This is a genomic window from Burkholderia sp. AW33-5, assembly GCF_053427615.1.
The window spans coordinates 576,263-599,284 of record NZ_JBSAXA010000002.1 but is presented as its reverse complement, the minus strand read 5'-3'; the positions used below and the strand labels follow the sequence as shown (position 1 = coordinate 599,284).

At 69.8% G+C, this 23,022-nt stretch carries 20 protein-coding genes; 17 read left to right on the top strand and 3 right to left on the bottom strand.

The genetic code is table 11. The annotated features are described in order from the left end of the window. Window positions 1-223: 223 nt before the first annotated feature. Window positions 224-2,917: a LuxR C-terminal-related transcriptional regulator gene (locus ACV22V_RS06255; RefSeq protein WP_448013262.1), complete on the bottom strand. Its 2,694-nt coding sequence runs from the start codon at window positions 2,915-2,917 to the stop codon at window positions 224-226. 254 nt (window positions 2,918-3,171) lie between these two features. Between ACV22V_RS06255 and ACV22V_RS06250 the strand changes: the two genes are divergently transcribed. The 17 genes from ACV22V_RS06250 to ACV22V_RS06170 all read left to right on the top strand — a co-directional run bounded on the left by ACV22V_RS06250 (window position 3,172) and on the right by ACV22V_RS06170 (window position 19,733). Beyond that, the gene (locus ACV22V_RS06250; RefSeq protein ID WP_448013261.1) at window positions 3,172-4,098 is read left to right on the top strand and encodes a universal stress protein; all 927 of its coding nucleotides are present in this window, start codon (window positions 3,172-3,174) and stop codon (window positions 4,096-4,098) included. A gap of 33 nt (window positions 4,099-4,131) precedes the next feature. Further along, complete coding sequence (locus tag ACV22V_RS06245) at window positions 4,132-5,112, top strand: quinone oxidoreductase family protein (RefSeq protein ID WP_059524340.1); 981 nt, start codon at window positions 4,132-4,134, stop codon at window positions 5,110-5,112. A 10-nt stretch (window positions 5,113-5,122) separates the two neighbouring features. Next, window positions 5,123-5,971: a TauD/TfdA dioxygenase family protein gene (locus ACV22V_RS06240; protein ID WP_059691703.1), complete on the top strand. Its 849-nt coding sequence runs from the start codon at window positions 5,123-5,125 to the stop codon at window positions 5,969-5,971. Window positions 5,972-6,096: 125 nt separating this feature from the next. Then, window positions 6,097-7,152, top strand: a complete 1,056-nt coding sequence (locus ACV22V_RS06235) for a BKACE family enzyme (protein WP_059524336.1) — start codon at window positions 6,097-6,099, stop codon at window positions 7,150-7,152. Between the two features lie 156 nt (window positions 7,153-7,308). Next, window positions 7,309-8,637: an MFS transporter gene (locus tag ACV22V_RS06230; protein WP_059691702.1), complete on the top strand. Its 1,329-nt coding sequence runs from the start codon at window positions 7,309-7,311 to the stop codon at window positions 8,635-8,637. A gap of 22 nt (window positions 8,638-8,659) precedes the next feature. After that, a complete protein-coding gene (locus ACV22V_RS06225) occupies window positions 8,660-9,235 on the top strand; it encodes an RBBP9/YdeN family alpha/beta hydrolase (RefSeq protein ID WP_448013260.1) in 576 nt (191 codons plus the stop codon). Between the two features lie 263 nt (window positions 9,236-9,498). Next, on the top strand, window positions 9,499-10,665 hold the full coding sequence (locus ACV22V_RS06220) for an ABC transporter substrate-binding protein (protein ID WP_448013259.1): 1,167 nt from the start codon (window positions 9,499-9,501) through the stop codon (window positions 10,663-10,665). A 49-nt stretch (window positions 10,666-10,714) separates the two neighbouring features. Then, window positions 10,715-11,794 carry an ABC transporter ATP-binding protein gene (locus tag ACV22V_RS06215; protein ID WP_448013258.1) on the top strand — a complete coding sequence of 360 codons (1,080 nt, stop codon included), beginning with the start codon at window positions 10,715-10,717 and terminating at the stop codon, window positions 11,792-11,794. A gap of 46 nt (window positions 11,795-11,840) precedes the next feature. After that, complete coding sequence (locus tag ACV22V_RS06210) at window positions 11,841-12,713, top strand: ABC transporter permease (protein ID WP_448013257.1); 873 nt, start codon at window positions 11,841-11,843, stop codon at window positions 12,711-12,713. Then, window positions 12,713-13,636, top strand: a complete 924-nt coding sequence (locus ACV22V_RS06205; protein WP_448013256.1) for an ABC transporter permease — start codon at window positions 12,713-12,715, stop codon at window positions 13,634-13,636. The genes ACV22V_RS06210 and ACV22V_RS06205 overlap by 1 nt, the downstream gene beginning before the upstream one ends. 182 nt (window positions 13,637-13,818) lie before the next feature. Then, window positions 13,819-14,256, top strand: coding sequence for a hypothetical protein (locus ACV22V_RS06200; RefSeq protein ID WP_059449716.1), 438 nt, complete (start codon window positions 13,819-13,821; stop codon window positions 14,254-14,256). Window positions 14,257-14,506: 250 nt separating this feature from the next. After that, window positions 14,507-14,719 carry a hypothetical protein gene (locus tag ACV22V_RS06195; RefSeq protein WP_059467484.1) on the top strand — a complete coding sequence of 71 codons (213 nt, stop codon included), beginning with the start codon at window positions 14,507-14,509 and terminating at the stop codon, window positions 14,717-14,719. Between the two features lie 349 nt (window positions 14,720-15,068). Then, complete coding sequence (locus ACV22V_RS06190; protein WP_448013255.1) at window positions 15,069-16,259, top strand: CaiB/BaiF CoA transferase family protein; 1,191 nt, start codon at window positions 15,069-15,071, stop codon at window positions 16,257-16,259. A 29-nt stretch (window positions 16,260-16,288) separates the two neighbouring features. Further along, window positions 16,289-17,251, top strand: a complete 963-nt coding sequence (locus tag ACV22V_RS06185; RefSeq protein ID WP_448013254.1) for a hydroxymethylglutaryl-CoA lyase — start codon at window positions 16,289-16,291, stop codon at window positions 17,249-17,251. A 24-nt stretch (window positions 17,252-17,275) separates the two neighbouring features. Continuing rightward, window positions 17,276-17,659, top strand: a complete 384-nt coding sequence (locus ACV22V_RS06180; RefSeq protein ID WP_059524323.1) for a VOC family protein — start codon at window positions 17,276-17,278, stop codon at window positions 17,657-17,659. A gap of 233 nt (window positions 17,660-17,892) precedes the next feature. Next, window positions 17,893-18,720, top strand: a complete 828-nt coding sequence (locus ACV22V_RS06175; RefSeq protein WP_448013253.1) for an alpha/beta hydrolase — start codon at window positions 17,893-17,895, stop codon at window positions 18,718-18,720. Window positions 18,721-18,839: 119 nt separating this feature from the next. Next, window positions 18,840-19,733, top strand: coding sequence for a LysR family transcriptional regulator (locus ACV22V_RS06170; RefSeq protein WP_059691694.1), 894 nt, complete (start codon window positions 18,840-18,842; stop codon window positions 19,731-19,733). A gap of 71 nt (window positions 19,734-19,804) precedes the next feature. On the opposite strand, the gene ACV22V_RS06165 is transcribed toward ACV22V_RS06170, so the two are convergent. Together ACV22V_RS06165 and ACV22V_RS06160 are read right to left on the bottom strand one after the other, a co-directional pair. Next, on the bottom strand, window positions 19,805-21,262 hold the full coding sequence (locus ACV22V_RS06165; protein ID WP_448013252.1) for an MFS transporter: 1,458 nt from the start codon (window positions 21,260-21,262) through the stop codon (window positions 19,805-19,807). A 448-nt stretch (window positions 21,263-21,710) separates the two neighbouring features. Further along, the gene (locus ACV22V_RS06160) at window positions 21,711-22,886 is read right to left on the bottom strand and encodes a hypothetical protein (protein ID WP_448013251.1); all 1,176 of its coding nucleotides are present in this window, start codon (window positions 22,884-22,886) and stop codon (window positions 21,711-21,713) included. Window positions 22,887-23,022: the final 136 nt, after the last annotated feature.

The following is a 23,022-nucleotide window of genomic DNA, read 5'->3' as shown; positions in this document are numbered from 1 at the left end:
GCACGGGATCGAGCCCGGGCGGGTAGAGCGGGGGAAGCATCGAGGCAGGCGGGAAGGCGCGTGAGGCGACGCCGGTGCGAGCCGTGCGGAAAGGTTACGCAACGACGCGCGGCCGCTCCCCCCCATGCGCGGGGGGCAGGGTTGCGGAGAATCGAAGGGCGGCCGGCGACGAGGTGGCCGCCGACGGCCGGGCAAGGCCGCTACGGACGTGCGCAGGCGGCGTTCAAGGCGCGCTTTCGAGCAATCCGAGCACCAGCGCGCGGCGCACCGCGTGCTTGCGCGAGCTGGCGTCGAGCTTGCCGAACAGGTTCTTCAGGTGCCACTTCACGGTTTCCTCGCCGACGGCGAGCGCCACCGCGATCTCCTTGTTCGAGAGGTTGCGCGCGAGCAATTCGAGAATCGCGCGTTCCTTGGGCGTCAGCACGACGCTCGGCACCGCGCGCGGGCTCGCCGGGCTGCGCGGCGCGGGCGGCACGATGCGCGGCTGCGGCTGCGCGGGCCGCACGGGGCCGTCGCCCGCGGCCGCTTCGTCGCCGATGCGGCGCGCCCAGTCGGCGACGGCCGGATGCGCGTCGGCGAGCGTGCGCGTGAGGCCGAACATGTCCGCGAGGTTCATCGCCTCGTCGAGCAGCGCGCGGCCGCCGTGCCCGGACTGTTCGAGCGCGAACGCGCTGAGCGCCATGATCTCGATGCGCTCGCGTCCCATGCTCATCTCGCGCGCCAGCACCGCCGCTTCGTCGAGCGCCGCGCACGCATCGTCCCAGCGGCGCGCGGCAAGCGCGGCGCCCGCATGCGCCGTCGCCTGCAGCAGCACGACGGGGCGTCGCCACAGCGGCCCGTGCGATGGAAACTCCGCCGCGGCGATCGCATCGATCCGTTCCACGAGCGCATGGCACGTCGCCTCGCGATAGCGGGCCGCGTGAATGCGCACCTGCTCGGCGAGACTCGCGACCGACAGGCGCGGCAGCCGGCGCGCGACACCCATCGCGTCGAGCGCCTCGAGCAGGTCGATCGCGCGGTGCTCGACGCCGTGCAGCAGCGCGATGCGCGCGGCCGTCCGGTAGCCGAGCAGCACGGTGTCGGGCGTGCCCGCGTGCTCGAGCACGTCGAGCCGGTTCGCGAGCAGCGCGGCGGCCTGGTCGACGCGATCGGCCTCGTACGCGATCGCCGCGCACATCGCCGCGAGCATGCAGGTCAGCGGATGGCGGCGCCCGAGGTCGGCTTCCGCGCGCGCGAGTGCCGGCGACAACGCGTCGTCCGCGAGCCGGATCTGGCCTTCGCGCAGGTAGCTCAGGCCGGTGATCAGTTCGCCCCAGCGCGCGACGTAGCCGAATCCGGCCGCCGTCTCGCCGCGCGGCGCGGCCTGCTGGAAGCGGCGTGCCTGCGCCGGTTCGCCGACGATGATCGCGCGCGCCGACAGGCGGTTCGCGTGCATCTGCGCGAGCCACGTCGCCGCGGGCGGCGCGAAGTCGGCCCACGGTTCGAACAGCTCGACGAACCGGTCGATTTCATCCGCGTAATAGGCCGCCGCGCTGAGGATCAGCGCGCATTCGTAGCGCATCGCGGCCGGCGTGCCGGCATCGGCCAGGATACCGGCGATCTGGCGCTGCGCCTCGACATGGCGCTCGCCGAGTGCCAGCGCCCAGGCGACCGCGATCCGCAGCGTCGGGCGCTTGTCGAGTTCCGCATCGGGCAGCAGCGCGAGCCAGTCGAGCACGTCGTTGATGCGGCCCTGCTTGATCGCGTCCTCGAGGCAGCGCTGCGCAAGCGCGTATGCCGTGTCGAACTGGCCGGCCGCGTACGCGTGGCGCGCGGCTTCCTCCGTCATCCCGTGCGCGTCGAGCCACGCGGCCGCGCGCGCGTGCAGCGCGCTGCGCTCGGCGTCGGGGCTCGCCGCGAGGCGGTCGCGCAACGTATCGCGCACGAGCGGATGCAGCCGGCACCAGTCGGAATCGTCGGACGCGATGAACAGCGGCGTGTCGCGCGCGAGCCGCGCGAGCCGGTCGGGGGCGTTTGCGTCGTCGAGCAGCGCGGCGCACAGCGACGGATGCAGGCGATCGGCGACACTCGTGCGCGTGAGGAACGCGGTGTCGTCGGCCGACAAATTCGCGAGCAGCAGCTCGACGAGCCGGTCGCGGGTGCCGTCCATCCGCGCGGCAAGCGCGTCGACGGCCTGGCGCGGATCGGCCGAGCGCGCCATCGCGGCCATCGCGAGCTGCAGCCCGAGCGGCCAGCCGTCGACGCGTTCGAACAGGCGCGCGCACGCGTCGGCGTCGACCCGCTGCGCAAAGCGCGCGCCGACCAGCGCGATCGTCTCGTCGAGCGTGAAGCGCAGCCAGTCGGGGCCCGCGAGCGTGCATTGCCCGCCGGCGAGCAGGTCGCCGGCCGCGTGATCGAGCCCGCGCCGGGCCGCGACGACCACCCGCAGGTTCTGCGGCGCGTTGTGCAGCACGTAGGTCAGCGCGTCGAGGCCGGCGGGCGGCAACCGCTCCGCGTCGTCGACGATCAGCAGCGCGTCGATCGACAGTTGCGCGACTTCGGCGAGCCAGGCGGTCAGTCCTTCCAGCGCGCGGGCCGCGCCGTCCGGAATCAGGCGCCCGAAGCCGGGCCGCGCGCAACCGGTGCGCACCGCCTGCACGAGCCCCTGCAGCAGGCGCGGCGCGTCGTCGCGCTCGTCGGCGGACAGCCACACGACCGCGCGGCCGAGCGCGAGGGATTCGCGCCGCCATTGCGCGAGCAGCGAGGTCTTGCCGTAGCCGGCCGGCGCCTGCACGAGCGTGACGGGCCGCGCGTCGAACGCCGGCGCGGCAAGGCTCAGCCGCGCACGCGCGAGCAACTGCGCCGGCACGCGCGGCGCGGTCGTCTTCAGCACGAGTTCGGTGGGGGGCGCGTCGGCGCGATCGGGTGGGTGGGCCATCGGGGCAGGAGTCGGAATCCGGCGATGCCGTGCGGGCCAGCGTCCGGGGTGGGCGTGGGGGGAAGGATCGACCGAACCGCGTTCGCGCGTCAATCCCCCCCGCGACGAGTGGGGCCGCACCGCCGCCCGGTCGATAGCATGGGTTCCGATGCGTGACGAACGCAACCGACGAATGCAACGAGGAGGGACCATGAACATCGTATCGACCGGCGCGCGACGCAGCGCACCGAGCGCCGGATAAGCGGAGCGGCACGATGTATCGCCATCTGCTCGTGACGGTCGACGGCGTGCCCGGCGGCATCGATGCGATCGGCCATGCGCTCGAACTGGCGCGTGCGGTCGGCGCGCGGGTCACGTTCGTGCTGTCCGCCGCCGCGCCGGACTCGCGTTTATCCGGAGCGCGGATGCCGGAACACGGTGCGAAAGTGGAAGCCGCCGCACGGGCGCAGGGCCTGTCCCATGCGATCGCGGGGGCCGGCCGTCCGGGGGCCGGCCATCCGAGGGCCGGCGACGCCTCGCCGGCCACGCTCGCCGGCGAGCTCGGCTGCGACCTGATCGCCGTCGCGGCGCTGCCGCACGATGCCGATGCTGCCGCGACCGCGCAACGGCGGGTGCTGCTGGCGACGAGCGGCGTGCCGGTGCTCGTGTGCCCGGCACGGCGTGCGCCGGCCGAGGCGCGCGTGATGGCCCGCTGTCTCGCGGCGCATCGCGCGCTCGGCGAGCAGCTGCGGGCGCTGACGATGGCGAGCGACACCCCGGACGCGGCAACGCGGCCGACCGGCGACGCGGGCGACCCGCTGGCCGCGCTGGCATCGCTCGCGGCGCTGCAGAACGCACGCTTCGGCGCGTCCGCCGAAGCACGCCTGTTCGCGGCATTGCGCATGCGGGCGGAGAGCACCGCGGCCGAACTCGACGAGCTCGACCGCCAGCGGCGCCGCGATGCGCACGCGCTCGACGCGCTGGCGCGGCTCGCCGCCGACGGGTTGCCGTCGGCCGCGTTCGATGCCGCGCTCGCCGACTATGCGCGCGGCGCGTTCGAGCAGATGGGGCGCATCGAAGGCGTGATTTTCCCGGCCGCGCGGCGCTATCTGGGCGACGCAGACTGGAACGAACTGGACGCGCCCCCGGCGAGCGGCACAGCCGCGACGACGCCGGGCGCGGACGAATCCGACGATGCGTGACGCGCATCCGACTGAATACTTACGGAGAACACGATGGCACATGCAGTGCGATTCCACGAAACCGGCGGCCCCGACGTGCTGCGCTGGGAAGCGGTCGAAGTCGGCGAGCCGGGCGCCGGGCAGGTTCGCCTGCGGCACGAGGCCGTCGGCCTGAATTTCGCCGACACGTACTTCCGCAGCGGCCTGTATCCGGTTCCGCTGCCGGCGGGCATCGGCGTCGAGGCGGCCGGCGTGGTCGAGGCCGTCGGCCCCGGCGTGACGAACGTCGCCGTCGGCGATCGCGTGACCTACACCGGCTTCCTCAACACGCTCGGCGCGTACAGCACCGAACGGCTGATTCCGGCCGCGCCGCTCGTGAAGCTGCCCGCCGGCATCGCATGCGAAACGGCCGCGGCGATGACGATGCGCGGGCTGACCTCGGCCTACCTGCTGCGCCGCATCCACGCGTTCGCGCCGGGCGACACGATCCTGCTGCATGCGGCCGCGGGCGGCGTCGGGCTGATCGTGTCGCAATGGGCGAAGCTGCTCGGGCTCACCGTGATCGGCACCGTGTCGAGCGAACACAAGGCCGCGGTCGCCCGCGCACACGGCTGCGACCACACGATCGACTACAGCCGCGAGGACGTCGCGAAACGCGTGCGCGAACTGACGGACGGCGTCGGCGTCGACGTCGTGTTCGACAGCGTCGGCAAGGACACCTTCGAAGGCTCGCTCGATTCGCTGAAGCGGCGCGGGCTGATGGTCTGCGTCGGCACGGCGTCGGGCCCGATCCCGCCGTTCGACCCGCAGCGCCTCGCGATGAAGGGCTCGCTGTACCTGACGCGCCCGGCGCTGGCCGACTACATCGCCGATCCGGCCGAGAAGAACGACCTGGCCGGCGAACTGTTCGCGCACGTCGCGGCCGGCCGCATCCGGATCGAGATCAACCAGCGTTATGCGCTGCAGGACGCGGCGCAGGCGCACCGCGACCTGGAATCGCGCAAGACGACCGGCTCGTCGGTATTCATCGTCTGAGGAGACGCGCATGCGAGTCGAACCCCTGACCTGTGCGATCGGCGCGGAGTTGCTGGACGTGAGCCTCGCCGACGCCGTGCACGACGACGGCCTGTTCGCCGAGATCCGCGCGCAGTTGCTGCGTCATCGCGTGCTGTTCCTGCGCGACCAGGACATCACGCGCGCCGAGCACGTCGCGTTCGCGCGCCGCTTCGGCGAGCTCGAGGATCATCCGGTCGCCGGCAGCGACCCCGAGCACCCGGGCCTCGTGCGGATCTACAAGTCGCCCGACCAGCCGAACGACCGCTACGAGAATGCGTGGCACAGCGATGCGAGCTGGCGCGTGGCGCCGCCGTTCGGCTGCGTGCTGCGCTGCATCGACGGTCCGCCGGTTGGCGGCGACACGATGTGGGCGAACATGGTGCTCGCGTACGAGCATCTGCCGGAACACGTGAAGCAGCAGATCGCGGACTTGCGCGCGCGTCACAGCATCGAGGCGAGCTTCGGCGCGGCGATGCCGATCGACAAGCGTCTCGCGCTGAAGGCGCAGTATCCGGACGCCGAGCATCCGGTCGTGCGCACGCATCCCGAAACGGGCGAGAAGGTGCTGTACGTGAACGCGTTCACGACGCACTTCACGAACTTCCACACGCCCGGGCGCGTGCGCTACGGGCAGGACGCGAACCCCGGCGCCGGCCAGTTGCTGCAATACCTGATCAGCCAGGCGTATATCCCCGAATACCAGGTGCGCTGGCGCTGGAGGAAGAACAGCGTCGCGATCTGGGACAACCGCGCCACGCAGCATTACGCGGTGATGGACTACCCGCCCTGCGTGCGCAAGATGGAGCGCGCGGGCATCGTCGGCGACGTGCCGTTCTGATCTGAACGCGCCCGCGCCTTAACCGGTTCCTGAAACCCCATGCAACACGCCGGGCCTGCCGCCCGGCGCGACGGGACACGCACGCCCGTACGCCCCGAACACAACGATTCCATCTGGAGGACGACATGCAATTTCTCGACGATTCGCTGCACCCGGAAAACCAGGACAAGGTAGTCATCACGGTCGCGCCGTACGGCCCCGAATGGATGCCCGCGGATTTCCCGGAAGACATTCCGGTGACGATGGACGAGCACGTGCAGAAGGCCGTCGACTGCTACAACGCGGGCGCGACGGTGCTGCACCTGCACGTGCGCGAGCTCGACGGCAAGGGCAGCAAGCGGCTGTCGAAATTCAACGAGCTGCTCGGCCGGCTGCGCGAGGCGGTGCCCGACATGATCCTGCAGGTCGGCGGCTCGATCTCGTTCGCGCCGGAAGGCGACGGCGCAGAAGCGAAATGGCTGTCCGACGACACGCGCCACATGCTCGCCGAGCTGACGCCGAAGCCCGACCAGGTGACGGTCGCGATCAACACCGTGCAGATGAACATCACCGAGCTGATGAACCGCAAGGACATCGCCGGCACGTCGCTGAACGAGGCGGCGCTGTGGGACGCATACCGCGAGATGACCGTGCCGGCCGGCCCCGGGTGGGTCGACGAGCATCTGCGCCGGCTGCAGGCGGCCGGCATCCAGCCGCATTTCCAGCTCACCGGCATGCACGCGCTCGAGACGCTCGAGCGGATCATCCGCCGCGGCGTCTATCGCGGCCCGCTGAACGTCACGTGGGTCGGCATCGGCGGCGGCTTCGACGGCCCGAATCCGTACAACTTCATGGAATTCGTGCGGCGCTGCCCGGACGGCGCGTGCATCACGCTCGAATCGCTGATGAAGAACGTGCTGCCGATCAACACCGTCGCGATGGCGCTCGGGCTGCATCCGCGCTGCGGGATCGAGGACACGATCATCGACCAGAAGGGCAACCGGATGACGTCGGTGCAGCAGGTCGAGCAGTGCGTGCGGATCGCGCGCGAACTCGGCCGCGATATCGCGACCGGCAAGGAGGCGAAGGCGATCTACCGGATCGGCGTGCAGTACGACGGCGTCGACGAGACGCTCGCGCAGCTCGGGATGGCGCCGAACCGCCGGCCCGGCCAGCTGAGCGTGCCGCTGCGCGCGGCCTGACGCACCGCGCATCCGGGCGGCGCGCCCGCGCCGCCCGCCGATCGATGTGGCGCGGCACCCACCCTCGCGCGGTGCGCGAGGCAAGCTCCGACGAACGGAGCGGGGCCGCGCAAGCCGCGCCGGCGCATTGCCGCACCGGCGCCGGAGGAGACACGCATGCTGATTCATCACGTCGAGCCGTCGCTGCAGGACGTGGCGGCCACCGGGCGGCGCGCGCCGGCCTATGCCTGGCTCGTGTTCGGGCTGACCGTCGGCCTGCTGCTGTCGGACTACATGTCGCGGCAGGTGCTCAATGCCGTGTTTCCGCTGCTCAAGCACGCGTGGGGGCTGTCGGACACGCAGCTCGGCTCGCTGTCCGGCGTCGTCGCGCTGCTCGTCGGGCTGCTGACGTTTCCGCTGTCGGTGCTCGCCGACCGCTTCGGCCGCGTGCGCAGCATCGTGCTGATGGCCGCGCTGTGGAGCGTCGCGACGCTCGGCTGCGCGCTGTCGACCAACTACGCCGAAATGCTCGTGGCGCGCGGGCTCGTCGGCCTCGGCGAAGCCGCGTACGGCAGCGTCGGCGTCGCGCTGATCCTCAGCATCTTTCCGGCGCGCCTGCGCGCGACGTTGACCGGCGCGTTCATGGCCGGCGGCGCGTTCGGCTCCGTGTTCGGGATGGCGCTCGGCGGCCTCGTCGGCGCGCATCTCGGCTGGCGCTGGTCGTTCGGCGTGATGGCCGCGCTCGGCATCGTCCTGCTCGTCGCGTACCGCGGCATCGTCACCGAACGGCGGCTCGCGGCATGCCGCGTCGAACCGTGCCGGCCCCATGCCGATGCGCCGCGCGACCTGCGCGGCAGCGTGCGCGCGCTGATGTCGGGGCTGTTCGCATCCCGTTCGGTGATCTGCGCGTATGTCGGCAGCGGGCTGCACCTGTTCGTGCCCGGCGCGCTGTTCGCCTGGCTGCCGAGCTACCTGAACCGCTATTACGCGATGGCGCCGGACCGTGCCGCCGTGCTTGCGGCCGGCTTCGTGCTGCTGTCGGGCGTCGGGATGGTCGGCTGCGGGATCGTCACCGACCGCGTCGGACGCGCCGACGGCTCGCGCAAATGGCTGACCGCGATCGCGTATTGCGTGCTGACGGGCGTGTGCCTCGCGATCGCGTTCCGGCTGCCGCCCGGGCCGCTGCAACTCGCGTTGATCTGCGCGGGCATGCTGGTCGGCGCGGGCGCGTCGGGCGCATCGGGCGCGATGGTCGCGAACCTCACGCCGGCCGCGATCCACGCATCGGCGTTCGCGACGCTCACGCTCGCCAACAACCTGCTCGGCATGGCGCCGGGCCCGCTGCTGACGGGGTGGGTCGCCGATCGCGCCGGCCTTGTCGGCGCACTGCAATGGATTCCCGCCGTGCCGCTCGCGGCCGCCGCGCTGTTCGCGATCGGACGCGCGAGCTACGCGGCCGATCTCGCGCGCGTCGAACGCGAACGGCGCGCGTCACATCTTTCCTGAACCGAACCCTCCCGGAGGCAGCATGACCCTGGCGAACGCGCCCACCATCCTGATCGTGCCCGGCTTGCGCGATCACGTCGAAGATCACTGGCAGACGCATCTGCAACGGCGCCTGCCGAACGCCCGCGCCGTCGCGCCGCTCGAAGCCGACAAGCTGAGCCGCGCCGCGCGCGTCGCGGCGCTCGATGCGGCGCTGGCCGCGATCGACGGCCCCGTGATCCTCGTCGCGCACAGCGCGGGGGTGATGATCACCGTGCATTGGGCGCTGCAGGCCACGCGTGCCATCGACGGCGCGCTGCTCGCCGCACCGGCCGATCTCGATACGCCGATGCCCGCAGGCTATCCGACACCGGATGCGCTCGACGCGCACGGCTGGACGCCGGTGCCGACCCGGCCGCTGCCGTTTCCGAGCATCGTGGCCGCGAGCCGCAACGATCCGCTCGCGCGATTCGAACGCACGCAGGCGCTGGCAGCCGGGTGGGGCAGCCGGCTCGTCGATCTCGGCGAAGTCGGACACCTGAACCCGGCTTCGGGTTTCGGCGAATGGCAGGATGCGGAGCGATTGATCGGGGAGGTGATCGCGCTCCGTGCGGCCTGAGCGCCGTCCGCAACGCGCCGCGCACGCTTTTCATGCCGGCGCGTCCGTCCGAACCGATTCCGGTTCGGCGTCCGTTGATATACGACGTCCTAACATGCGACGTATCCGTCGCAATGGCCAAGAAGCACATCCTCGACAAACGGAAGGTTTTTGTTAGGGAAATTCCCGCCCCGCGCGGGTCGGTTTTTTGTTGACCGACATCGTATAACGCCGTCATGATTTCCCGAAAGAACGGTCCCATCCACCGACCGAAGCGAGGAGACATGAACACCACCACGATCGCGCGCCGTGTCCGCCGGATCGCCCTGGCGCTGGGCCTGACGCTGCCGGCCACGGCCGCCGTCGCCGCTCCCGTGTCGCTGAATGTCGTCGACGTCGCGGGCAACCTGCAGCTCACGCAGAAGGCCATCGAGGCGTTCAAGGAAAAGAACCCGAATCTCGTCTCGAACGTCACGTTCACGAACGCGCCCGCGCCGCAGTTGCCGGGCAAGATCAAGGCGATGCAGGCCGCGGGACGGGCCGACATCGACCTCGTGCTGACGGGCACCGACGCGCTGGCCGCCGGCATCGAGCAGAACCTGTGGCTGAAGCTGTTGCCCGACAGCGCGGGCGCGTTCCCCGGCGTGCTCGACAAATACGCGCCCGGCCCGCGCAAGATGCAGGATCTCGCGCAGGGCTTCGGTCTCGAAGTGACCTACATGCCGGCCGGCCCGCTGCTCGAATACAACCCGGCGAAGGTCAGCGATCCGCCGAAGACGCCCGAGCAACTGCTCGCGTGGTGCAAGGCGCATCCGAACAAGCTGATCTACGCACGCCCGGCGAACTCGGGCCCCGGCCGCACCTTCCTGATGGGGCTGCCGTACGTGCTCGGCGACAAGAACCCGCAAGACCCGATCAACGGCTGGGACAAGACCTGGGCGTTCCTGAAGCAGCTCAACGACTGCGTGCCGTACTACCCGGGCGGCACGTCGGCCGTGATGAAGGAGCTCGGCGAAGGCACGCGCGACATGACGGTGACCGTGACCGGCTGGGACCTCAACCCGCGCGCGCTCGGCATCGTGCCGGCCGACTTCCGGGTCCAGGCATTCGACAACATGACGTGGGTCAACGACGCGCACTTCATGGTGATTCCGAAGGGCGTCGCGAAGGACAAGCTCGACGTGCTGTTCAAGCTGATGAACTTCCTGCTCGAACCGGCGCAGCAGGCGATGACCTACGACGACGGCTACTTCTATCCGGGCCCGGCGGTGAAGGGCGTGACGCTCAAGATGGCGCCCGCGCACAGCCAGGAGGTGATCCGGAAGTTCGGCCGCCCCGAGTACGCGAAGCTGCTCGCGGATCGTCCGCACGTGCAGCCGCTCAACGCGCAGGCGATGGTCGCCGCGTTCCAGAAGTGGGACCGCGAGATCGGTTCGCAGAAGTCGAAATGACGCATGAACCCGCGGGCGCCGCGGCGCCCGCGCCGACGGAGTTCGCGTAATGAAGCACAGTTTCGAACGGTTGCGGCTCGACGGCGTGTGCCGCAGCTTCACCAATGCGGAGGGCGCACAGGTCGCCGCACTGAACGGGCTCGATCTCGACATCCGGCGCGGCGAGTTCATCGCGCTGCTCGGCCCGTCGGGCTGCGGCAAGTCGACCGCACTGAACTGCATCGCCGGGCTGCAGCCGCTCACGAGCGGCGGCATCTGGCTCGACGACACGCGCATCGACGTATTGCCGCCCGAGCGCCGCGGCTTCGGCATGGTGTTCCAGAACTACGCGCTGTTTCCGCACATGTCGGTGCTCGAGAACGTCGGCTTCGGGCTGAAGATGCGCGGCGTGCCGAAGCAGGAAACGCGGCGGCGCGCGCAGCAGGCGCTCGAACTCGTGCAGCTCGTCGGCCACGAGAGCAAGCTGCCCGGGCAGCTGTCGGGCGGGCAGCAGCAGCGCGTCGCGATCGCGCGCGCGATCGTCATCGAGCCGCCGCTCGTGCTGATGGACGAGCCGCTGTCGAACCTCGACACGAAGCTGCGCATCGAGATGCGTGCCGAGATCCGCCGCATCCACACGCAGCTCGAACGCGCGACGATCTACGTGACGCACGACCAGGACGAGGCGCTGTCGATGGCCGACCGGATCGTCGTGATGAAGGAGGGCGTCGTGCAGCAGATTGCATCGCCGAAAGACGTGTACACGCGCCCGCACAACCTGCACGTCGCACGCTTCATGGGCTATCGCAACGTGCTGCCGTTCACGCTCGAAGGGATGGCCGGCGACCACGTGAACGTCGCCGCGGCGGGCGTGCGCATCGCGGGCGTGCCGATGGCCGGTTTCGACGGCAAGGACGTCGTGGTCGCGCTGCGCCCCGACGACATCGAGCGGGCGGAAGAAGGGGCCGACAACGCATTCGATGCGACCGTCGAAACGGTCGAATACGGCGGCCGCGACTCACTCATCCGCGCGATCACGCCGTTCGGCCCGATCTGGGCGCGGGTCGCCGGCGAATTCGCGGAGGGCGAGCGGTTGCGGCTGCGCGTCGCGCCGGCGCGCACGCTCGTCTATGCGGGAGACGCGCAATGAACGGCCGCCGCGCCGCGTGCGCGGCCGCGCGCCGCCCGGAGGCCGCATGAGCACGCTCGCGCCCGGCGGCGCGCCGCGCGACGCGAAGGCGTGGCTCGTCACGCCGGCGCTCGCGTTCATCGTCGCGCTGTTCATCTATCCGTTCGCTTACGGCCTGGTCCTGTCGTTCCAGCCGATGAACGGCGGCGGCGCGCTCGCGAACTACGTGCAGTTCTTCACCGACACCGCGATGTGGCCGACCGTGCTCGTCACGCTGAAGCTCGCGGTGCCGGCGACGCTGATCAACGTCGGCATCTCGGTGCCCGTCGCGTTCGCGCTGCGCCGCAACTCGCCGTATCAGAAGTTCGTCACGACGCTGCTCGTGATTCCCGTCACGCTCGGCACGGTGCTCGTCGCCGACGGGATGCTCACGTATTTCGGACCGAACGGCTGGTTTCCGCAGGCGCTGCAGGGGCTGCACCTGTACACGGACGAAGTGCGCCTCACGCACAATTATTGGGGCGTGCTGCTGTCGCTGATCGTGTCGGGTTTTCCGTTCGCGTTCCTGCTGATGCTGTCGTACATCAGCGGCATCGACCCGACGCTCGCGCGCGCCGCGGCGACGCTCGGCGCGAACCCGTGGCAGCAGTTCCGGCGGATCTACCTGCCGCTGCTCGTGCCGGGGCTCACGATGGCCGCATGTCTGTCGTTCGTGCAGGCGTTCTCGGTGTTCCCGTCGGCCGTGCTGCTCGGCGCGCCGGCCGGGCCGACGCGCGTGATCTCGATCGCGGCCGCCGAAGCCGCGTTCGAGAGCTACGACTATTCGCTCGCATCGGCGATCGCGATCGTGATGGGCTTCGTGCAGTTGCTGGTGGTCGCGTCGATGCTCGGCGCGCGCCGCTTCTTCTATACCGGTCCGGTCACGGGAGGCAAGGGCTGATGGCGACCGACAATCATGCGGCGCCGGCATGGCCGCCGAAGCACAGCCCGCCCGGCGCGCAGCCCGTCAACGCGATGAAGCCGCGGAAACTGCGCGACAGCGTCGCCGGCCGCGCGTGGAAGGCGCTCGTGTGGGGGCTGATGGCGTTCTTCCTGCTGAACGTGATGCTGCTGATCGCGACCGTCGCGGTCAACTCGGTCGCGACGCGCTGGTTCGGCACGCCGCTGCCGCAGGGCTTCACGCTGCACTGGTATGCGAAGGCGTGGGAAGACTTCCAGCTCGCCAGCGTGCTGTGGGTGACCGTCGAAGTCGTCGGCGCGGTCGTGCTGCTGTCGGTTGCGCTCGGCGTGCCGGCCGCCTACGCGCTCGCGCGCGTGCAGTTCCGCGGCAAGCGCTTCGCGCTGCTGGTGTTCCTGCTGCCGCTGATGGTGCCGCCCGTCACGTACGGGATCCCGATGGCGACCGTGATGTACAAGGTCGGGCTCGCCGGCACGCTGCCCGGCGTGATCCTCGCGAACCTCGTGCCGGCGCTGCCGTTCGTGATCCTCGTGATGACGCCGTTCATCGAGCAGATCGATCCGAATCTCGAAGCCGCCGCGCGCATCTTCGGCGCGAACACGTGGCGCTATTTCCGCTACGTGCTGCTGCCGCTGCTGGTGCCCGGCATGCTGGCGGCCGGGCTGCTCGTGCTGGTGCGCACGATCGGGATGTTCGAGCTGACCTTCTTCACCGCGGGCCCGAGCACGCAGACGCTCGTCGTCGCGCTGTATTACGCCGTGTTCTCGACCGGCGTGCGCGCACCGCAGTCGATCGACGCGATGGCGATGATCTACATGGCCATCACGCTCGTGTGGGTCGTGATCGCGCTGCAGTTCGTGAGCCCGACGCAGCTCGTGAGTCGCGTGAAGCAGGAGCGGCAGTAGCCGCGCACGAAGGCGGCGGGGCGGCGGGGCGGTCGCGCCGTTTCTGCCGTCCGTGCAATTGGTTACAAATGGATACCGCGAACCACGCGCGGACGTTGCAGACTACGCGGCATACCGGCTCGGCGATGCTTAAACGGCCATCGCCGCATGCCGCCCGACGTTCACCCGATTCGCGGAGTTCCATGAAGTTTCCCACGCTGCTGACGCTCGGCTGTGCCGCCACGCTGCTCGCCGCCTGCCACCTGCTCCACGACGGCCCCGGATCGAGCGACGTCGATGCCGCGGTGCGCCGCGCGCTCGAAGCGGAAAACCACGGCGGCCTGAACGCGCTGTTCGGCCAGCCGCTGCCCGTATCGGCCGACGTGATCTCGGCGAAGCCCGACGGCGACTGCAGGAAGACCGGCGAACGCACCTACGCGTGCGACGTCGTGATCACGTGGCGCAACAGCGATTACACGCCGTCGCGTGCGAACCTGACCTTCGTGCAGGCCGCCGACGGTTCGTGGCAGACCTCGGGCGTCGACGCCGCCATCGCGACCGGCGCCGCCAAGTCGCTGATCGACAAGATCGGCAAGGCATGGCCGGGCAACGCGGCCAGCGGTGCATCGGCACCGCAATGACGCGCCGGCGACGGGCTTCGTCGCCGCTCCCGCCGAAATGCCGTGCGGACGATGCGTGCCGAACCGTCGCCTGCCTTCCGTTGAAGGCGACCAGTCCCTTCGTCTCGTCCGATGCTCGAACCTGTGTCACGGTGAAAAAGGGCGCAAACACCGCCTGCCCTCGGTCGAAGCCATCCTCGGTATGCGGATCGACATATAGGGAAAACCCTTAATTCGCGATATAATCCCGGGCTAGAAGAAAGGTCGAACCATGCCCGAACGTTTCCAATCCCTTGAAAAATTCGTGTTTTCCCTGGTCGTGATGTCCGCGGTCTTCTGCTCCGCATTCCTCGCGTACGAGCGTCACCCCGAGATCAAGATCGCGCTGCACGAAGGCGAGGCGCTGATGCGCGAAAGCGCCAAGTATTCGGTCATCTGCTCGCCGTCCAAGGTCGATCCTTGCGTCGAGATGTCCGCTTACTGAGCCTCGTCTCGCGTTGACGCAGCGCCGCTGATTCCCGCCGACGCGCGGCCGATGGCCGACACGCGTCGGCGGTGCGCATCGCGCACCCGCGCATGCCGGTGCCCGCCGCGCACCGCCTGAAACCCCGCTTTTCCGATTCCCCGATTCTCCGATTCCGCCGCGGCGTCCTGTCCGCAAGGCGTCGTCACGTCTTTCTCCCCGCTCGATCCATCGTCGCGACGTGCTGCGGCTCGCCGTCATGCGTGCCTTTCCGTTCGGGAAAGGCTGGTTGAGCATCGATCGATTTTCGGCGAATGCGAACGTCGTCATGATCGCCGTCATCGACAACGCGATTTCTTCGGAGACAGCCATGACGCGCCCCCTGGACGGTATCCGCGTGCTGGAACTCGGCCAACTGATCGCCGGGCCGTTCGCGGGCCGGATGCTCGCCGAATTCGGCGCGGACGTGATCAAGGTGGAGCCGCCCGGCGTCGGCGATCCGCTGCGCAAATGGCGGCTGCTGCACGACGGCACGTCGGTCTGGTGGGCCGCGCAGTCGCGCAACAAGACCTCGCTCGCGCTCGACCTGCGCACGCCGGAAGGGCAGGACGTCGTGCGGCGCCTCGTCGCCGAGACCGACGTGCTGATCGAGAATTTCCGGCCCGGCACGCTCGAAGGCTGGGGGCTCGGCTGGGAGACGCTGTCCGCGATCAACCCGGGGCTCGTGATGCTGCGCGTATCGGGCTTCGGTCAGACCGGCCCGTATCGCGACCGCCCCGGCTTCGGCGTGATCGCCGAGGCGATGGGCGGCCTGCGGCACCTGACCGGCGAGCCCGGCCGCACGCCGGTGCGTGTCGGCGTGTCGCTCGGCGATTCGCTGTCGGCACTGCACGGCGTGATCGGCGTCCTGCTCGCGCTGCGCCATCGCGAGCAGCAGGGCGGCCAAGGGCAGGTCGTCGACGTCGCGCTGTACGAATCGGTGTTCAACATGATGGAAAGCCTGTTGCCCGAATACGCGGCGTTCGGCGCGGTGCGCGAAGCGGCCGGCAGCAGCCTGCCCGGCATCGCACCGACCAACGCGTACCGCTGCCGCGACGGCAAGTACGCGCTGATCGCCGGCAACGGCGACAGCATCTTCCGACGGTTGATGGAACTGATCGGGCGCCCCGATCTCGGCCACGATCCGGCGCTCGCGCACAACGACGGACGCGTCGCGCAGGTCGCGCGCATCGACGCGGCGATCGGCGAATGGAGCGCGCGACACGATCTCGACGACGTGCTCGCCGCGTTGAACGACGCGCGTATCCCGTCCGGGCGCATCTACGACGTCGCGGACATCGCGGCCGATCCGCATTACCGTGCGCGCGACATGATCGTCGCCGCCGCGCTGCCCGACGGCACGCCTGTGCTCGTGCCGGGCATCGTGCCGAAGCTCGGCGCGACGCCGGGACGCATCGAGCGTCCGGCGCCCGCGCTCGGCGCCGATACGGACGCGGTACTCGAATCGATCGGCATCGATGCCGCGACGCGCGACGACTGGCGCGCGCGCGGCGTGATCTGAACCGGCCGGCCAGCCTCCGGGACGACGACATGAGCAAGCCTCCCCAACGACTCTACATCCACGAAGTCGCGACACGCGACGGTTTCCAGAATGAAGCGGCGTTCGTCGACACCGACGACAAGATCGCGCTCGTCGACGCATTGAGCGCATGCGGCTACGCGAAGATCGAGGTCACGTCGTTCACGTCGCCGAAGGCGATCCCCGCGCTGCGCGACGCGGAGGCCGTGATGCACGGCATCGTGCGCGCGCCGGGCGTCGTCTATACGGTGCTCGTGCCGAACGTGCGCGGCGCGGAGCGCGCGCTGTCGTGCGGCGTCGACGAGGTGAACCTCGTGATGTCGATGAGCGAGAGCCACAACCGCGCGAACCTGCGGATGACCCGCGAGCAGTCGTTCGAGCAGTTGCGCGACGTGATCGACGCGGTGCGCGGCACGGGCGTCGCGATCAACGTGTCGCTGTCGACCGCGATGGGCTGCCCGATGGAGGGCGACGTGCGCGCGGAAACCGTGCTCGCGTGGATGCAGCGCTTCGCGGATCTCGGCGTGCACGGCGTCACGCTGTGCGACACGACCGGCATGGCATATCCGTCCCAGGTGCGCGAGCTGGCCGAACGCGCACGCGAGCGCTTCGGCGCGCTGCAGCTCACGCTGCACTTTCACAACACGCGCGGAATGGCGCTCGCCAACACGCTCGCCGCGCTCGACGCCGGTATCGACCGCTTCGACGCGTCGCTCGGCGGGCTCGGCGGGTGCCCGTACGCGCCGGGCGCGACCGGCAATGCGTGCACCGAGGAATTGGTCCACATGCTCGCGCTCGACGGCTACGATACGGGCATCGACCTCGCGGCCGTGCTTGCCGCGGCTGCGCGGCTGCCCGCGCTGATCGGGCATGACGTGCCGAGCCAGATCCTGAAGGCCGGGCGCCGCTCGGACCTTCATCCGCCGCCGCGCGCCGAAACCGGCGACATGCCGACGCAGCGGGCTTTCTCGTGAACGCGTCGAACAGGAGCGAACCACATGGCGCTGATTGACCACCTCGACCACCTCGTGCTGACCTGCGTCGATCCGGAGCGGACCAGGCACTTCTACACGGAAGTGCTGCAGATGCAGCTCGAAACCTTCGGTGCGGGCCGGCTCGCATTCCGCTTCGGCAACCAGAAGATCAACCTGCACGTGCGCGGCGCGGAGTTCGAGCCGAAAGCGCACGTGCCGGTGCCCGGCGCGCTCGACCTGTGCTTCATCGCGTCGGTGCCGCTCGACGACGTGATCGCGCATCTGCGCCGCGTCGACTGGCCGATCGTCGAAGGGCCCGTCGAGCGCACCGGCGCGACGCAGAAAATACGGTCGGTGTACGTGCGCGACCCGGACCTGAACCTCATCGAGATATCCGAACTGATCTGAGTGCCGATCCGTTGCGCCGGTCCGCCCGTTCGCGCATGCGCCGGCACGACACGCGCGCTGCTCGACAGTCCTCCGCCGAAAGCGGACAGGCGCACGCCGCCCCCGCCGATTCCGGATAGCCGGCCCCGGTTGCGCTACGCATAATGGCGCAACGGCGTCGGCCCGTCCGGCGCCTTCGTGGCGGGGCACCGCGAACGTCCCGCGCATCCGCAATCCGACCAGGCGCTTCCCGAATGACGATCCTCTATCGCGGCATGGACCGCGCGGCGCTCGACGCCGCCTACCTGAACACGAGAGCCATTCCCGATTTTCCCGCGGTGCTCGCGTCCTGCCAGGCACGCAGCGCGGCGCTTTACGATGCGACGCCCGGGCAGCGCGACCTGCGTTACGGTGCGCGTCCGGCGCAGCGCTTCGACTGGCTGCAGTGCGGCGTGGCCGACGCGCCGCTGTTCGTGTTCATTCACGGCGGCTACTGGCAGCACCGCGCGAAAGAGGATTTCGCGTATGCGGCCGCCGGGCCGCTCGCACGCGGCTTCGACGTCGTGCTCGCCGAATACACGCTCGCACCGGCCGCATCGATGACCGACATCGTCGGCGAGATCGGCGCATTGCTCGACCATCTCGCGGCCGACCCCGACGGCATCGGCACCGCGGGACGACCGATCCATCTGAGCGGTCACTCGGCCGGCGGCCACCTGACGGCCGTGCATCGCGCGCATCCGGCCGTCGTGTCGGCGCTCGCGATCAGCCCGCTCGTCGATCTCGAACCGATCTCGCTGTGCGTGCTCGACGACAAGCTGAAGCTCACCGCGCAGGAAATCGCCGCATACAGCCCGCTGCATCACATCGGGCCGGGCGCACCGACCGTCGTCGCGGTCGGCGCGGCCGAGCTGCCGGAGCTCGTGCGCCAAGCGCACGAATACGCGGACGCCTGCGAAGCGGCCGGCGAACGGATCGCGCGCGCATGGCTGCCCGGCATGCAGCACTTCACGGTGCTCGACGATCTCGCGAAACCGGAGAGCGCGATGCTCGCTGCGTTGCAGGCGATCGCGCCGCACTGACCGCGCCGTGTTGCGTCGCCTTGCGTGATTTCGCGCCGCGCGCGGCCGGGCGTATGATCGCTTCAGGCCTGCCTGGCGCGGCACGCGCGCCCCGCACGGTGCTTCCCGGGACCTTCATCATGGTGAACCCGCTTCATTTCGATCTGCAGTCGCTGCGCGTGTTCGCGCTCGTCGCCGAGCACGGCAGCCTGACCAAGGCGGCCGAACACGGCCAGCTGACGTTGTCCGCGGTCAGCAAGCGGATCGCCGAACTCGAAAGCGTGACCGGCAGCGCGCTGTTCGTCCGGCATGCGCGCGGCGTCGAGCTGACGCCGGCGGGCCGCGCACTGCTCGACCATGCGGCGAAGGTGATCGAGCAGGTCAACCGGATGGCGCACGAGATGAGCGACTACGTTGCGGGCGTGCGCGGCCACATCCACGTGTGGACCAATACGTCGGCCATCGTCCAGTTCCTGCCGGCCGATCTCGCCGCGTTTCTCACCGACAACCCGGGCATCAAGGTCAGCCTGGAGGAGCGGCTGAGTCACGAAATCGTCGACGCGCTCGCGGCCGGCAAGGCCGATCTCGGCGTGTTCGCGGACAACGTGCCGGCGCCCGGCATCGAACGCCGCCTGTACCGGCGCGACGAGCTGGTGCTGCTCGTGCCGCGCGGGCATCGCTTCGCCGCGCACGACAGCATCCGCTTCGCGGATACGCTCGATGAAGACTACGTCGGCCTGAGCGACGGCAGTTCGCTGCTCGCGCGCATGACCGACGCCGCGTTCGCGGCCGAGCGCTCGCTGAAGCTGCGCATCCAGGTGTCGAATTTCGACGGGGTGAGCCGGATGATCGAGGCCGGGCTCGGGATCGGCGTGCTGCCGCGCGATGCGGTGACCGGCGAGCGCGCGGCGCGGCTCGGGGTCGTGAAACTCGACGACGCGTGGGCGACGCGCACGTTGTGGGTCGGCGTGAAGGCAGGCGCCGTGCTGACCACCGACATCGCGAAGCTGTTCGATTTCATGTCGGCACGCTGAATCCGCTCAACAGCGCGCCGCATGCGCGATGCACGGGGCACGCATGCGCATGCCCCGTGCCGGTCGCCGTGTCATACCGGGTTGATGTCGTCGTGGCTGCGCCGGGAGGTCAGCGGCCCCAGCACGCGCAGCGTGACGGCAACGATGCCGAGCGCGACCGAGATCACGCCGAACATCGCGCCGGCGCCATGCGCGGCCAGCACCGGCAGCAGCACGAACGGCAGCGCGCCGCTGACGATGCGCGACAGCGCGTACGTGCTGCCGATCGCGGTCGAGCGCGCACGTGCCGGAAAGATCTCCGCCTGGTACACGTGATACGCGTTGCTGAACACGTTCGACGCGCAGGTCGTCAGGAAACCGAAGTAGACGATCAGCACCGTGTTGCCGGAATACGCGAAGCACAGCCCGAACGCGGCGATCGACAGGATCGACCCGATCACGAGCGTGCGGCGCTCGATCCAGTTCAGCAGCGGAATGGACAGCAGCGAGCCGATCGGATAACCGATGAACGACAGCGCTATGAACAGCGTGCTGTCCGTGACGTCGAACCCGCGGCTCTTGACGACCGTGCCCGCGAGCGTGCCGAAACCGTAATAGCCGAAGCCCTGGAACAAGTGGAACACCGCGAGCATCAGGTAGCGCGCGCCGTAAGGCCGGCGGCGCAGCAGCGCGATGCGCTCGCCGAGGCGCAGCGGACGCTGCGGTTCGGCCGATGCCGCGAACTGCTCGGGCACGCGCACGCCCGCGCTGTCCGCGAAGCGCCGCGCCGCGGCATGCGCATCCGCGACGCGGCCCTGCGCGAGCAGCCAGCGCGGGCTTTCCGGCAGCCGATGCTGGACCAGCAGCACGTAGACCGCGCCGAGGCTGCCGATCGCGAGGATGATGCGCCAGCCGGCCACACCCGAGACATGCAGCGGATTCAGCCACAGCGCGAGGAAGCCGACCAGCGGCACCGCGACGTAGGAAGTCGTATAGCCCCAAGCGGCGAACCGCCCGCGCTTGTCCTTCGGCAGGATTTCCGACAGGAAGCTGTCGGCGACCGGGTAGATCGCGCCGACGCCGATGCCCGTCATGAACCGGCATGCGACCAGCATGTCGGCGTTCACGGAGAACGCGCCGATCAGCGAAAACGCGCTGTACCAGACGAGCGTCAACAGGAACGCCTTGCGCCGCCCGATGCGGTCGGCAAGGCTGCCGAGACACATCGCGCCGACGAACATCCCGATGAATGCCGAGGCCAGCAGCAGCTTGAAATCGGCGCTTTGCCGGCTCAGCCCATATTCGTTCTGCAACGCGGAGCCGATCGTGCTGACGAGGAAGATCTCGTACATGTCGAAGAACAGCCCGACGCCGATCACCCAGACGACGAAGCGGTGCAGCGCACCGACGGGCAGGTCGTCCATGAATTCGCCGAGCGTGACGCCACGGGCGGGCAGGGCCGTCGCACCGGCGCCGGCCCGGGCCGCGGACGGTACGGCGGACGCGGGGTCGCCCGCGGTGCCGCCGAGGTCGAGGGATTGGCTGTTCATCGTGTCTCCTGATTATCGATTTGCCGTGGCGCGACGCCCGGCCGTTCGCGGCCGGCCTTGCGGCTCCGGCCGCGCGACGCGGCGCGCGTGCGCGCCAGGCCCGCGAAAGGCCGGTTGCATGGGTGGCGCCGATCGTCCGAAACATCGTCGGTGAATTTGCGCGACACGATAATTGCGCATGCTTCAAGCATCCTTTCCTGCGCAGAAAGGCTGCGGAACGCCCGCCGGGCGGGCTTCGGATGAAGGTCCGGCCGCTGCGGAAGTACGAGGGCAGGGAAAACCATGGGTGATACTGCGTGCATTCGGCGGGCCGCGATGCCGCGCGGAGCGGTTCGGCATTGGCGGGACCGGCGGCGCTACGCAACGGAGTGGAGCGGCAGGCTCAGCCCTCCGCATTCGTCATGCGTCCACCGCTCGACGTGATGCGCCGTGCGCGCCGCATTGCCGTTCATTGCGACGCGCATGGCTCAGGGCATCCGGCTGTCGCCGTCCGACCGGCATCGACAGCGGGGGCAGAGCCGGCGTCGGCGCGTTCCTGGCGGACCGTATCCGACGCAACTGCCTGCAACCTTGCAGCCATGTCCGGCGCGATGCCGAGCTGCGCGGCAGCGTGCTCCTGCGGGCCGAACGTACGGACGTCGACCCCGGCGATCTGCTGAATCAGCACGAGCGCGCTCAGATAAGCGCCCAGCACGCCCGGATGCAGATAATCGGGCCGCGAGATCGGCGGGTCGTTCTGCGCGCGCATGCCGTACCACAGCAGCGGCGCGCCGGACGGCGCATACGGGTCGGGATCGGCGACGCCGGTCGTCCACGCACGCTGCCACGCACGGCCGACCGGCACGACGGCGGCGATCGACGGATCGGTGCGGCGCGCGCCGTCGTATGCATCGCGATACGCTGCGACGAGGTCGGCGAGACGATCGACGTACCGCGCGTGAAAACCGGCGCTCTCCGGCTCGCCCGCCAGCGCTTTCGCGAGATCGGCGCGTGGCCAGGTTTCATACAGATAGACACGCGCGTGCGGCGCCGCCGCACGGATGCCGCGTGCGAGCTTCGCGACGCTCTCACGGAAACCGGCCGGATCGCTGGCGCGGCTGTGCGTGAGCGCGAGCGGCAGCGGCTTCGCGCTCAGTTCCTGCAGGACCACCACATCCCACGTGGGCCGATCGATCACGTCCGATGCGACGCGGTCATGTTTCGCGAGGCTCGTCGCCGACATCGCTTCCAGATGAACCTCGTAGTCGAGTCCGGCTTCGGCGGCGAAGCGCGCGAAGATCCCCGGAATCCCGCCCCACGGGCCCGGCTCGCGTTCGGCGCGGGCCCCGGTCTGCCCGAAGTTTTCATCGACGACCCGCGCGGTCCCGCCCATATCCTCGCGGCCGGACCGCATCGCACCGTACGAACGCACGGGCGTGTAACGGCCGTGCGTGAGGCTGTCGCCCACGAACAGGATGCGTTGCGGCGTGCGCGCTGCCGGTACGGGCGACCCGCCAGGCAAGTGCATGGCATTCGTGGCCGAGGCGGCCGTCGCCGGCCCGACGACCAGCAACGCCACGACGCACGTCAGTGCGAAACGCACGATCGGGCAACAGAACGAGGGCATGGCGGGCATTTCACTCATTGCGGAGTTCCGGAGGACGCGTGGCCGCAGTATTTCACGAAGCGGCACGACGAGGCCGACCGGTCATCGCCGAAAGCGTACGGTAGACTGCTCGCTGGCGTTCCCGCCGCCAATGACACGACCACTCGCGCTCACT

Excerpts from the sequence above, each read along its gene's own strand:
- ACV22V_RS06250 (WP_448013261.1), top strand. The coding sequence starts at position 3,172 with ATGTATCGCCATCTGCTCGTGACGGTCGACGGCGTGCCCGGCGGCATC.
- ACV22V_RS06195 (WP_059467484.1), top strand. The coding sequence starts at position 14,507 with ATGCCCGAACGTTTCCAATCCCTTGAAAAATTCGTGTTTTCCCTGGTC.
- ACV22V_RS06215 (WP_448013258.1), top strand. The coding sequence starts at position 10,715 with ATGAAGCACAGTTTCGAACGGTTGCGGCTCGACGGCGTGTGCCGCAGC.
- ACV22V_RS06165 (WP_448013252.1), bottom strand. The coding sequence starts at position 21,262 with ATGAACAGCCAATCCCTCGACCTCGGCGGCACCGCGGGCGACCCCGCG.
- ACV22V_RS06220 (WP_448013259.1), top strand. The coding sequence starts at position 9,499 with ATGAACACCACCACGATCGCGCGCCGTGTCCGCCGGATCGCCCTGGCG.
- ACV22V_RS06245 (WP_059524340.1), top strand. The coding sequence starts at position 4,132 with ATGGCACATGCAGTGCGATTCCACGAAACCGGCGGCCCCGACGTGCTG.
- ACV22V_RS06185 (WP_448013254.1), top strand. The coding sequence starts at position 16,289 with ATGAGCAAGCCTCCCCAACGACTCTACATCCACGAAGTCGCGACACGC.
- ACV22V_RS06200 (WP_059449716.1), top strand. The coding sequence starts at position 13,819 with ATGAAGTTTCCCACGCTGCTGACGCTCGGCTGTGCCGCCACGCTGCTC.
- ACV22V_RS06180 (WP_059524323.1), top strand. The coding sequence starts at position 17,276 with ATGGCGCTGATTGACCACCTCGACCACCTCGTGCTGACCTGCGTCGAT.
- ACV22V_RS06190 (WP_448013255.1), top strand. The coding sequence starts at position 15,069 with ATGACGCGCCCCCTGGACGGTATCCGCGTGCTGGAACTCGGCCAACTG.
- ACV22V_RS06170 (WP_059691694.1), top strand. The coding sequence starts at position 18,840 with ATGGTGAACCCGCTTCATTTCGATCTGCAGTCGCTGCGCGTGTTCGCG.
- ACV22V_RS06210 (WP_448013257.1), top strand. The coding sequence starts at position 11,841 with ATGAGCACGCTCGCGCCCGGCGGCGCGCCGCGCGACGCGAAGGCGTGG.
- ACV22V_RS06235 (WP_059524336.1), top strand. The coding sequence starts at position 6,097 with ATGCAATTTCTCGACGATTCGCTGCACCCGGAAAACCAGGACAAGGTA.
- ACV22V_RS06175 (WP_448013253.1), top strand. The coding sequence starts at position 17,893 with ATGACGATCCTCTATCGCGGCATGGACCGCGCGGCGCTCGACGCCGCC.
- ACV22V_RS06160 (WP_448013251.1), bottom strand. The coding sequence starts at position 22,886 with ATGAGTGAAATGCCCGCCATGCCCTCGTTCTGTTGCCCGATCGTGCGT.
- ACV22V_RS06230 (WP_059691702.1), top strand. The coding sequence starts at position 7,309 with ATGCTGATTCATCACGTCGAGCCGTCGCTGCAGGACGTGGCGGCCACC.
- ACV22V_RS06240 (WP_059691703.1), top strand. The coding sequence starts at position 5,123 with ATGCGAGTCGAACCCCTGACCTGTGCGATCGGCGCGGAGTTGCTGGAC.
- ACV22V_RS06225 (WP_448013260.1), top strand. The coding sequence starts at position 8,660 with ATGACCCTGGCGAACGCGCCCACCATCCTGATCGTGCCCGGCTTGCGC.
- ACV22V_RS06205 (WP_448013256.1), top strand. The coding sequence starts at position 12,713 with ATGGCGACCGACAATCATGCGGCGCCGGCATGGCCGCCGAAGCACAGC.
- ACV22V_RS06255 (WP_448013262.1), bottom strand. The coding sequence starts at position 2,917 with ATGGCCCACCCACCCGATCGCGCCGACGCGCCCCCCACCGAACTCGTG.